Source organism: Micromonospora sp. NPDC047753 (assembly GCF_040642735.1).
Lineage (GTDB): Bacteria > Actinomycetota > Actinomycetes > Mycobacteriales > Micromonosporaceae > Micromonospora.
Map to the genome: position 1 here is coordinate 1 of NZ_JBEYSL010000228.1, position 10,385 is coordinate 10,385.

Here is a 10,385-nt window from a genome sequence, read left to right on the forward strand (position 1 = left end):
CTGGTCGTACGGCGACCGTTACTGGGCGCTGATAACCAGGGCCCCGAGCACCCGGTACGGCCCGGTGGACCTGGTCGCCGCGCGATCGATACCCAGCGTCGCCGACGTGGTGTCGGCGATCAGCGGCGCGCACGCCCAGATCGCGTCGGCAGCCGAGCTGTCCATCGGACTGCGGGTGCCGGGCGCGACCCGTGCCCTGGTACGCCGGGCACTGTGGACCGACCGCACCCTGGTCAAGACCCGTGGGCCACGCGGGACCGTGCACCTGCTCGCCGCGGCGGACCTGCCGATGTGGGTCGGGGCGCTGACCGCGTTGCCGGCGCCGTCCTGGGAGCGGAGTGCTGTCCTGCTGACGCCTCGGCAGACCGAGCAGGTCCTCGCGGCCATCGCTGACGCGGTCGCCGAGGCCGACCTGACCACCGCCGAGCTGACCGAGGAGGTCGTCGACCGTACCGGCCCGTGGGCGGGTGACCTGGTCATGGAGGCGTTCCAGGACAAGTGGCCCCGGTGGGTCGCGGCGATGACCGCCGCCACCCGGGGTGGGGTGGTCTGCTTCGGCCCGAATCGCGGCCGGGCGAGCACGTACACCAGCCCGACCCGGTGGCTGCCCGACTTCGCGCCGATGCCCGGTCCCGCCGCCCTGGCCGCCCTCGTCCGCGGCTACCTGCACGCGTACGGGCCGGCCACCCCGGCACAGTTCGCCCGGTGGATGGCGGTGCCCCCGGCGTGGGCGGCGTTGCTGTTCGACTCGCTCGACCTGACCGAGGTGACAGTCGAGGGCACCCGGGCCTGGGTGACCGCCGACGACACCGAATTCCCCGACGACCGGCCGTCCGGGTTGCGGCTGCTGCCGTACTTCGACGCGTATGCGGTCGGCTGCCACCCCCGCGAGCGGCTCTACCCCGGCGCTGCCGCCGAGCGGGCGCTCAACGGTGGCCAGGCCGGCAACTACCCGGTGCTGCTGATGGACGGTGTGGTCGCCGGTGTGTGGCATCAACGCCGATCCGGGCGCTCGATCCACGTCACAGTCGAGCCGCTGCGGACGCTCGGTGCCGCCCGGCAGCGCGCGCTGGGGGAGGAGGTCGAGCGGGTCGGCGAGATCCTGGAGGGGGAGGCGTCGCTGACCATCGGCACCGTCAGTGTCGGCCCGCACGCCTGAGACCACGCCGGCCCACCGCCTGGGCGAGGATGGGGGCGTGCACCCCGAACCGGTCGACCACGCACCCCGGCAGGCGTTCCCCTGGGCGCTCCTACGCCAACGCTGGGAGGACCTCACCTTCCTGCACTGGGCAGTTGCTCCGGAGGTGGTCGCGCCGTTGCTGCCCGCCGGCACTCGTCCGGACACCCTGGACGGGGTCAGCTACGTCGGCCTGATCGGTTTCCGGATGGTCGGGCTGGGCTTCGGCCGTGGCCCGGGGGTGCCGTACTTCGGCACCTTCGCAGAGACCAACGTCCGGCTCTACTCCGTCGACGACGCCGGCCGCCGAGCGGTCGTGTTCCGGTCGCTCGACGCGTCTCGCCTGCTGCCGGTGCTGGTGGCGCGGGCGACGCTGCGTCTGCCGTACCTCTGGTCGTCGATGCGGTTGGATCGCGACGGCGACCGTCGCACCTATCGCTGCCGGCGACGGTGGCCGGGGCCGGCGGGCGCGTCGAGCCGGATGGTGGTGCGGGTGGGGGAGCGGATCGTCGAGCCGACCCCGCTCGAACACTTCGTCACCGCCCGCTGGGGGCTGCACACCCGGGCGTACGGGCGCACGCTGCACCTGCCGAACTGGCATCCGAGCTGGCCGCTGCACCGGGCCGAGGTGCTGCACCTGGATGACGAGTTGGTCGCCGCCGCCGGGCTGCCGGCACCGGTCGGGCCACCGGTGAGCGTGCTCTACTCGCCAGGTGTCGGGGTCAGGTTCGGCCCGCCGGTGGCGGCCCGGCCACGCGGTGCCGGGCCGCCGGAGCGGTACTAGTAGCGGCCACCCTCGGGAGCCGGCAGCGCCTCCAGGTCCGCCAGGTCCTCTGCGCTGAGCCGCACGTCGGCGGCAGCGCAGTTGTCCACCAGGTACTTCGGGGTCTTGGTGCCGGGGATCGGAACGACTCGGTCACCCTGGGCGACCACCCACGCGAGGGCGACCTGCGCGGGGCTGACGCCGGCTCGGTCGGCGATCTCCCGGACCCGGGCGACGATGGCGAGGTTGGCGCGCAGCGCGTCCTGCTGGAAGCGCGGCAGGCCACGCCGGAAGTCGTCGGCGGGCAGGTCGTCGAACGAGGTGAACCGGCCGGCGAGGAAACCGCGACCGAGCGGGGAGAACGGCAGGAAGGCGATGCCCTGCTCGGCGCAGTACGGCAACACCTCGGTCAACGGGTCGCGGGTCCACAGTGACAACTCGGACTGCACCGACGCGACCGGGTGCACCGCCTGGGCCCGCGCGATCTGCGCGACAGTCACCTCGGACAACCCGAGCTGCCGGGCCTTGCCCGCCGCCACGACCTCGGCCATCGCGCCCCAGGACTCCTCGATGGGCACCTCCGGGTCGACCCGGTGCAGCTGGTAGAGGTCGACGTGGTCGGTGCCGAGCCGGCGCAGGCTCTCGTCGATCGCCGCTCGGATGTGCTCCGGGCGACCATTGTTGCCGATCTTCGGTGAGTTGCCGGGGCCGCCGGTGGGGGAGGTGGCCACCAGGCCGACCTTCGTGGCCAGCACGGCCCGCTCCCGGTGCCCGCCGGCAAGCGCCCGCCCGACCAGCTCCTCATTGGTGTACGGCCCGTACACGTCGGACGTGTCGATCAGCGTCGCGCCCAGGTCCAGTGCCTGTCGGATGACGGCGATCGACGTGTCGTCGTCGCGAGGGCCGGTGATGTCGTAGCCGTGGCTCATGCCCATGCAGCCGAGGCCGATGACGCCGACCTCGGGCCCGGTGCTGCCCAGCGTGGTGGTTCGCATGCGCCCCACGCTACGACCGGAGCGGCGGACCCGCACCCGCCGTGGCGGGCACAGCCGCTTCCTGGGGTACGTGACGACACTCACCGGAAGTGGACTCGGGAGTCCGGTACGGTGGACGTTAAGCGGACCCACGAGTCCGGATGTGTCCCACTGTGACCCACGAGGAGCCTCATGAAACCGGTACTGATCAGCGACGCCCTGCGCGCGGTGGTCTTCGAGCCGACGCGCGACCTGACCGCGGCGCTCGACGAGTTCTACGCCCCCGACTACACCCACCGCAGCGACGGCGAGACCCTCGACCGGGCCGGATTCGTCGAGATGGTGACCCAGGTACGGGGTCAGATCGTCAGCGGCACCGTGCGGGTCCTCGACGAGCTGCGCGACGGTCTCCGCTACGCCGAGCGACACGTCTTCGAGATCACCATGGCCGACGGGTCGACCGCCAAGCGGGAGATCGCCATCTTCGGGTCGTACGCCGAGGACGGTCGGTTCCGCCACCTCAGCGAAACGGGCTTCGACCTGCCCGCCTGACCCACCTCGACGACCAGAGACAGGAGAGATCCATGCCCCGCCTTACCGACCCCGACCCGAACGTGATTCCCACCGACGTCCGCGACTTCCTGTCCGCCCTGCCGCCCGATCCGATGGTCAAGATGCTGACCCACTCGGTCGGCACCGTGAAGCTCTTCATCCAGCTCGCGAGGGCGCAGTTCACCTCGTTGGAGCTGCCCGCCCGCTCGCGGGAGTTGGTCATCCTGACAGTGGCCGAGTACGCCGGGTGCGAGTTCGTGGCGGCCCAGCACGGCCCGATATCAGCGGCGGCCGGTGTCGACGAGGACACCCGGAAGATCATCAGCAGCCGGGACATCGACAACCCGGACCTCCCGGCGTACGACCGGACGCTCATCCGGTTCGCCGCCGAGGTGGTGCGGTCACCACGCGTTTCCGACGACCTCTTCGACCAGGTGCGGCACATCCTCAGGGAGCGCGAGATCGTCGAGGTGCTCCAGGTGATCGGCTACTACTGGTCGTTCGGCCGGGTTGCCACGGTGCTCAACGTCGAACTCACCACCGTGTACGGCGACGAGCCGTTGCTGACCGACGAGACCGAGCGGGCAGACTGAGGCCATGACCCCGCCGACGCCGAGCGACCCGGAGACTCCCCATCGGCGTCTGGACGCCCGTCGCAACCAGGAGCGGGTCATCGCCGCCGCCCGGGAGCTCTTCACCGAGCAGGGTCTCCAGGTGACGGTGCCGCAGGTGGCGGAGCGGGCCGGGGTGGGTCGCGCGACGGTCTACCGCAGCTACCCCAGCAAGGAAGACCTGATTGTCGCGGTCGTTCAGCGGCAGTTTCAGGAGTTGGAGCAGCGCATCCGGGCGGCGCTCGACGGCGCCGACGCGTACCGGGAGTGGTGTTCCTTCGTGCCCGACCTGTTCGGACGCCTCGCCCGCGACCGGGTCCTCGCCGACGCGTTCTTCGAGGGCAGGCTGGTGCCCGCCGCGCGCATCCTGGCCCTGATCGGGCAGCTGGTGGCGGCAGCCCGAGCGTCCGGCAGGATCCGCCCGGACGCCGGCGAGCTGGACATCCGGGTGATCCTCTGCGGAGCTGTCCGGCAGCTCATCGTGCTCGACGAGCGCGACCCGGCGGTGTGGCGCCGGTACGCCGACCTCGTGCTCAACGCGCTGCGTCCCTGACGGCCTCGGTCGACACTGGGGGAAAGCTCGGCCGACGTGTCGAGGACGGTGCGCCGGCTTCGACCTTGGGTTGAGGGCCGGAGCAGCCGGCCTCGCCGACGAGCCGACACGGCACGGACCGAGGAGTGGATCGATGACGAAGGTGACGACCGGGGCGACGATGTCGTTGGACGGCTACATCGCGGACGCGTCCCACGGTGGCTTCGAGTACCTCTTCCAGTGGTACGAGAACGGCGACGTCGAGACGCCGACGGCCGACCCCGAGCTGACCTTTCGGACCTCCGCCACGAGCGCCCGGCACCTGCGGACCCTCACCGAGCGGACCGGCGCGCTCGTCGTCGGCCGGCGGCTCTTCGACATCACCAGCGGGTGGGGTGGTCGGCATCCGTTGGACGTACCCGTCGTTGTGGTCACCCACAGCGTGCCGGAGGGCTGGGCAGCCGAGAACGACTCCTTCGTCTTCGTCAGCGACGGCATCGAGAGAGCGATCGCCCGGGCGAAGGCGATCGCCGGGGACAAGGAGGTCGGTGTCAACGGGGGCACCATCGCCGCCCAGGTCGTCGAGGCCGGCCTGCTCGACGAGGTGCACGTCGACCTCGTCCCGGTCCTGCTCGGTGCCGGCGTCCCGCTCTTCGCCGACCTGAAGATCGCCCCACTTCAGCTGGACGGCCCGTTCAGCGTCGTCGAGGGCGACGGCGTCACCCACCTGGCCTACCGGGTACGCCGAGCCTCCTGAGCGCCGCGGGGACCGGCCTGATCGGGGCCGGGCCTGGTGTGGGACGCCGGTGCTGATCCCTCCGACCACTGCTCCCACCTTGCTCCCATAGTCATTGATCGATATCGTGCGCCCAGGCGCCGCCCCGCCTCAGACCACCACCGTCGATCCGAAGCGGGTTCAGCATGCGCGCACTGAGACTTGTCACGACTCTGGCCATCGCCGGCCTGCTCGCCGGGGCGGTGGCGATGGTCGCCACCCCGGCCAGCGCGGCGAGCGCCGTGTTCTCCGTGACCAACAACTGGGGCAACGGCTACCAGGGGCAGGTCACCGTCACCAACAACACCTCCGCCCAGATCACCAGTTGGCGGGTCGAGTTCGACCTGCCGGCCGGCACGAGCATCAACCAGTCGTGGAACGCCGAGCAGACGACCTCAGGCAGCCACCACACCTTCACGAACGTGGTGTGGAACGGCACTCTGGGTGCCGGCGCGTCGACGTCGTTCGGCTTCCTTGCCAACGGCACCGGCACCCCGCTCAACTGCACGGTGAACGGCGCGTCCTGCGGCGGTGGCACGCCCCCGACCACCCCGCCGCCCACCACGCCGCCGCCGACCACCCCGCCACCCACCACGCCGCCGCCGACCACCGGCACGCCGGTCGAGCGGCACGGGCAACTGCGGGTCTGCGGCACCACGATGTGCGACAAGAACGGCGCGCGGGTGCAGCTACGGGGCATCAGCAGCATGTGGCTCAACTGGGAAACCGCCCCGTACGCCGAGAACCTCTCCGCGCTGCGCTGGATGCGGGACAACTGGAACCTCCAGGTGATCCGCGCGGCCATGGGGGTGGAGCCGGCGGGGGCGTACCTCAGCGACCCGAACAAGGCCCGCGCGCAGGTGGAGACCATCATCAACAACGCGGTCACCGCCGGGGTCTACGTGATCGTCGACTGGCACGCGCACGAGGCGCAGAACAACCAGTCCCAGGCGGTGGCGTTCTTCGGTGACCTGGCCCGCCGGTACGGCCACCTGCCCAACGTCATCTGGGAGCCCTACAACGAGCCACTCCAGGTCAGCTGGACCAACGTCATCAAGCCGTACCACCAGGCCGTGGTGTCCGCGATCCGCGCCGCCGACCCGGACAACATCGTCGTGCTCGGCACCCCGACCTGGTCACAGGACGTGGACGTCGCGGCGGCCAGCCCGGTCACCGGCACCAACCTGATGTACACCCTGCACTTCTACTCCTGCACGCACGGGGCGTCGCTGCGCGCCAAGGGCGACGCGGCGATCCGCGCGGGTCTGGCGCTGTTCGTCACGGAGTGGGGGGCCAGCAACGCCGATGGCGGTCTCGACGGCCGGGCCTGCCTGCCGGAGGCGCAGTCCTGGATCGACTGGATGAAGGCGAACGGCGTCTCCTGGACGGCCTGGAAGCTCGACGTCGGCACCGACACCACCAACCTGCTCAGCCCGGGAGCGCCGGTGACCGGTGGGTGGACCAACTACCTGCACGGCCACGCGCCGTTCGTGGTGGCCAACATGAGGTGAACCCGGCGGCTCCTTGACCGGGATTGATCGAATCGAGACTGCAGGTGTCGGGGTGTCCAGGCCGGTGGGACACCCCGACATTCCCGGCTGTCACCACCACCGCGCCGGCCACCGTCGGAGGGTCACTGTGTGAAGGCCCGCCGGTACGCGGTAGGGGTGGTGGCGAAAGCCCGCTGGAAATGCGCGCGGAGGTTTGTCGCCGTGCCCAGGCCGGTACGCCGTGCGACCTCGTCGATGGTGATCCCGCCGTTCTCCAGCAGGGCGCAGGCGGCCCGCAGCCGTTGCTGGATCAGCCACGCGCGTGGGCTCATCCGGAACCGGCTCCGGAAAGTGCGGTGCAGCGTACGGCTGGACATCACACCCTGCCGGGCAAGGTCCGCGACGGTGATCGGGCGGTGCAGGTTGCTGCTCGCCCACGTGATGACCTCGGCCAACTCGTCGTCCTCACCCGGAACGCCGACCGGGATGAACTGGGCCTGACCACCGGCTCGGTGCAGCGGTGTGACCATGTGGCGAGCCCGTTGGATGGCGGCAGCCTGCCCGTGGTCGCGGCCGACGAGATAGAGGCACATGTCCAGACCGGCGGCGAGCCCGGCGCTGGTGATCACCTCACCCTCGTCGATGTACAGCGCACTCGCGTCCACGACGATCCCCGGATGCTCCTGGGCGAGCGCGTCGGCGTGCGCCCAGTGGGTCGTCGCGCGGCGGCCGTCGAGCAGACCGGCCTGGGCCAGCGCGAAGGCGCCGGTGCAGATCGACGCGATGCGGACGCCCCGGCGGTGTGCGTGCCGCAACGCCTCGAGGGCGCGCGGCGGTGCCGGGCCACGACGGAATCCGGGCACGATCACCGTGTCGGCGTCGTCGAGCGCGTCGAGCGTCGCGGCGACGGTCAGCTCCAGGCCCGCGGTGGTGGTGGACACCGAACCACCGTCCACTGCGCACACCGTCATCGCGTACCGGCCGTGGCCCTCATGGCCGAACACCTGCGTCGCGATTGTCAGATCGAAGGCGACAACCCGGGGTAGGGCGAGGACGACGACCCGATGCTTGGCGGGATGCTTACGCATGGTGGCAAGGATGCCACTCGCCGCCGCCCGGTCGGCAGGAGATCCTGGGCCGTATGCGGATCGAGATCGTGGTGTTCGACGGCTTCGACGAACTGGACGTCTTCGGACCGTTCGAGGTGTTGTCGATGGCTGGCTTCGACGTGGCGCTGGTCGCGGTCGAACGATCGGGGCTGGTCACCAGCATGCGTGGTGTCCAACTCCAGGTGCCCGAGCTGCTGGGTCAGGCAGACGGCGTGATCGTCCCAGGTGGCGGTTGGCTGAACCGGGCACCCGAGGGTGCCTGGGCGCAGGCGCAGCGGGGTGTGCTGCCGGCGAAGCTGGCCGCAGTGGCGGCATCGGCGCAGTGGATGGCGTCGGTGTGCACCGGCGCGCTGTTGCTCGCCGCCGCCGACCTGCTGACCGGCCGGCGGGCGACCACCAACCGCAACGCGTACGACGAGTTGCGCGCCCACGACGTCACCGTCGTCGACGAGCGGGTGGTCGACGACGGTGACCGGGTCACCGCTGGCGCGCTGTCGGCCGGCCTCGATCTGGGGCTGTGGCTCACCGAACGGGAACTGGGCGCCGCCACCGCCAACCGGGTCGCCGCGACCATCGAGTACCGGGCCGCGCAGCGCTGAGCAGCGCGGGCAGAACGGGCGCGTCACCTTAACGCGCCGGAAACACCCCCGGTACCAACCCTGGGAACGCTCGTCGGACAGCCAGACCACCGACACGCGAACCGGGGTGACCATGGCCGACAACACCACGAACGCGCCGACGTACGACGAGCCGGTCAGCCGGTCCGGCAACGGCCGGACGCTGCCCGCTCCCCGTCCGAATCCGGTCCTGTCGCTGGACGACGGTGACCCGGCGGACCTGGCCACGATCGGGGTGGAGGAGGAGTTCCACGTCGTCGATCTGCACACCCGGGAGTTGGTGCCCCGTGCCGGGGAGTTGCTCGACCGGTTGCCGGCGGCCTCGTTCACCGCCGAGTTGCACCGCAGCGTGGTGGAGACCAACACCGCGGTCTGCCGCACCCTGGACGAGATCCGCGCCGAGCTGACCGGGCTGCGTCAGGCGGCCGTCCAGGTCGCCGACCGGGCCGGTCTGGGCATCGTGGCGGCCGGTACGGTGCCGCTGCGCGCCGACGGCGACCCCAGCGTCACCCCCACCTCCCGCTACCGGCGGATGCTCGACGAGTACCAGATGCTCGCCCGGGAGCAGTTGATCTGCGGAGCGCAGGTGCACGTCGGCGTCTCCGACCGCGACCTGGCGGTGGCGGTCACCCGCCGGGTCCAGCCGTGGCTGCCGGTGCTGCTGGCCCTCTCCACCAGCTCGCCGTACTGGATGGGTCAGGACAGCGGTTACGCCAGCGTGCGGTCCCTGGTCTGGCAGCGGTGGCCCACCGCCGGTGACCCGGGCGAGGTGACCAGCGCCGCGGACCACGAGGCGCTGGTCGCCGAGCTGATTTCCTCCGAGACCATCACCGACCCCGCCATGATCTATTTCGACGTTCGGCCGTCGGCGCACGTGCCCACAGTGGAGCTGCGGATCACCGACGCCAACGCCGATGTGGAAACCATCGTCCTGCTCACCGGTCTGTTCCGGGCGCTCGTCCGACGGGAGGTCGCCGCCCTGCGCGCCGGGGTGGAGCGTACGGCCGTGCGACCACCGGTGCTGCGCGCCGCCGTGTGGCGGGCGGCCCGCTCCGGGTTGGAAGGTGACCTGCTCGACCTGCCCCGGTCGGCCCGACCGGTGCCGGCCGTCCGGGCGGTAGGCCGCCTGGTGAGCGACCTGCGCCCACAGTTGGAGGCGACCGGGGACTGGGAGCAGGTCAGCGAGCTGACCCGGTACGCGCTGGAACGCGGCAGCTCCGCCGCCCGGCAGCGGCGGGCGTACGAACGACGGGGCCGGTTGGCCGACGTGGTCGACCTGCTGCTCGACGAGACCCGGGGCCGGGTCCGCGGCCCGCTGCCGGGTACGCCGACGCCGCCGGCGCTGCCCACGTACGCCGACGCCGGCGACGAGGTCTTCGGACCGGCCGGACCGCAACCGGCGTACGCCCCGATGCTCGCTGCCCTACGCCAACTCGGCGCCGGGGCCCTGCGTCGCCGCGAACACGACCGGGACGAGGAGCAGCGGGCCCGGGGCGTGACGTTCAGCGTTGCCGGCGAGGCGAGCACCCGGCTCTTCCCGGTGGACCTGGTGCCCCGGGTGGTGCCCGCCGCCGACTGGCGGACCCTGCGTACCGGCCTGGTGCAACGCGCCCGCGCCCTCGACGCCTTCCTGCGCGACGTCTACGCCGACCGGGCGGTGGTGGCCGACGGAGTGGTGCCGGCGTGGGTGGTGGAGTCCTCACCCGGCCTGCGCCCGACCGGGGCGCTGATGGGCCGGCGGGGTACCCGCCCACTCGCCGTGGTCCGCGCCGCCCTCACCGTGGC

The 10,385-nt window shown here is 71.6% G+C and carries 11 protein-coding genes; 9 read left to right on the forward strand and 2 right to left on the reverse strand.

The window, feature by feature from the left end; genetic code table 11:
* Together ABZ749_RS19585 and ABZ749_RS19590 are read left to right on the forward strand one after the other, a co-directional pair.
* Positions 1-1,159: winged helix DNA-binding domain-containing protein (locus tag ABZ749_RS19585; RefSeq protein WP_357229701.1), on the forward strand; the 1,159-nt coding region annotated here is incomplete at its 5' end.
* A 37-nt stretch (positions 1,160-1,196) separates the two neighbouring features.
* Positions 1,197-1,961: a DUF2071 domain-containing protein gene (locus tag ABZ749_RS19590; RefSeq protein ID WP_357229703.1), complete on the forward strand. Its 765-nt coding sequence runs from the start codon at positions 1,197-1,199 to the stop codon at positions 1,959-1,961.
* Here ABZ749_RS19590 and ABZ749_RS19595 read toward each other — a convergent pair.
* Positions 1,958-2,935: an aldo/keto reductase gene (locus ABZ749_RS19595; protein WP_357229705.1), complete on the reverse strand. Its 978-nt coding sequence runs from the start codon at positions 2,933-2,935 to the stop codon at positions 1,958-1,960. The two genes, ABZ749_RS19590 and ABZ749_RS19595, sit on opposite strands and share 4 nt — an antisense overlap.
* A 171-nt stretch (positions 2,936-3,106) precedes the next feature.
* Here ABZ749_RS19595 and ABZ749_RS19600 point away from each other — a divergent pair, with 171 nt between their 5' ends.
* The 5 genes from ABZ749_RS19600 to ABZ749_RS19620 all read left to right on the forward strand — a co-directional run bounded on the left by ABZ749_RS19600 (position 3,107) and on the right by ABZ749_RS19620 (position 6,895).
* Positions 3,107-3,466, forward strand: a complete 360-nt coding sequence (locus tag ABZ749_RS19600) for a hypothetical protein (RefSeq protein WP_357229707.1) — start codon at positions 3,107-3,109, stop codon at positions 3,464-3,466.
* 32 nt (positions 3,467-3,498) lie between these two features.
* The gene (locus ABZ749_RS19605; RefSeq protein ID WP_357229710.1) at positions 3,499-4,059 is read left to right on the forward strand and encodes a hypothetical protein; all 561 of its coding nucleotides are present in this window, start codon (positions 3,499-3,501) and stop codon (positions 4,057-4,059) included.
* A gap of 4 nt (positions 4,060-4,063) precedes the next feature.
* A complete protein-coding gene (locus tag ABZ749_RS19610) occupies positions 4,064-4,630 on the forward strand; it encodes a helix-turn-helix domain-containing protein (RefSeq protein WP_357229712.1) in 567 nt (188 codons plus the stop codon).
* Between the two features lie 133 nt (positions 4,631-4,763).
* Positions 4,764-5,366 (forward strand): dihydrofolate reductase family protein, encoded by a 603-nt coding sequence (locus tag ABZ749_RS19615; RefSeq protein ID WP_357229714.1) that lies wholly within the window; start codon positions 4,764-4,766, stop codon positions 5,364-5,366.
* A gap of 164 nt (positions 5,367-5,530) precedes the next feature.
* A complete protein-coding gene (locus tag ABZ749_RS19620; protein WP_355006628.1) occupies positions 5,531-6,895 on the forward strand; it encodes a cellulase family glycosylhydrolase in 1,365 nt (454 codons plus the stop codon).
* Positions 6,896-7,017: 122 nt separating this feature from the next.
* On the opposite strand, the gene ABZ749_RS19625 is transcribed toward ABZ749_RS19620, so the two are convergent.
* Positions 7,018-7,962: a DJ-1/PfpI family protein gene (locus tag ABZ749_RS19625; protein ID WP_357229716.1), complete on the reverse strand. Its 945-nt coding sequence runs from the start codon at positions 7,960-7,962 to the stop codon at positions 7,018-7,020.
* A gap of 53 nt (positions 7,963-8,015) precedes the next feature.
* On the opposite strand from ABZ749_RS19625, the gene ABZ749_RS19630 reads away from it, so the two are divergent.
* Together ABZ749_RS19630 and ABZ749_RS19635 are read left to right on the forward strand one after the other, a co-directional pair.
* A complete protein-coding gene (locus ABZ749_RS19630) occupies positions 8,016-8,582 on the forward strand; it encodes a DJ-1/PfpI family protein (RefSeq protein ID WP_357229718.1) in 567 nt (188 codons plus the stop codon).
* Positions 8,583-8,694: 112 nt separating this feature from the next.
* The coding region (locus ABZ749_RS19635) for a glutamate--cysteine ligase (protein ID WP_357229720.1) at positions 8,695-10,385 on the forward strand (1,691 nt) is incomplete at its 3' end.

What these genes read in the sequence shown, in the direction of transcription:
- ABZ749_RS19595 (WP_357229705.1), bottom strand. Translation starts at nt 2,935, where the DNA reads ATGCGAACCACCACGCTGGGCAGCACCGGGCCCGAGGTCGGCGTCATC.
- ABZ749_RS19600 (WP_357229707.1), top strand. Translation starts at nt 3,107, where the DNA reads ATGAAACCGGTACTGATCAGCGACGCCCTGCGCGCGGTGGTCTTCGAG.
- ABZ749_RS19605 (WP_357229710.1), top strand. Translation starts at nt 3,499, where the DNA reads ATGCCCCGCCTTACCGACCCCGACCCGAACGTGATTCCCACCGACGTC.
- ABZ749_RS19610 (WP_357229712.1), top strand. Translation starts at nt 4,064, where the DNA reads ATGACCCCGCCGACGCCGAGCGACCCGGAGACTCCCCATCGGCGTCTG.
- ABZ749_RS19615 (WP_357229714.1), top strand. Translation starts at nt 4,764, where the DNA reads ATGACGAAGGTGACGACCGGGGCGACGATGTCGTTGGACGGCTACATC.
- ABZ749_RS19620 (WP_355006628.1), top strand. Translation starts at nt 5,531, where the DNA reads ATGCGCGCACTGAGACTTGTCACGACTCTGGCCATCGCCGGCCTGCTC.
- ABZ749_RS19625 (WP_357229716.1), bottom strand. Translation starts at nt 7,962, where the DNA reads ATGCGTAAGCATCCCGCCAAGCATCGGGTCGTCGTCCTCGCCCTACCC.
- ABZ749_RS19630 (WP_357229718.1), top strand. Translation starts at nt 8,016, where the DNA reads ATGCGGATCGAGATCGTGGTGTTCGACGGCTTCGACGAACTGGACGTC.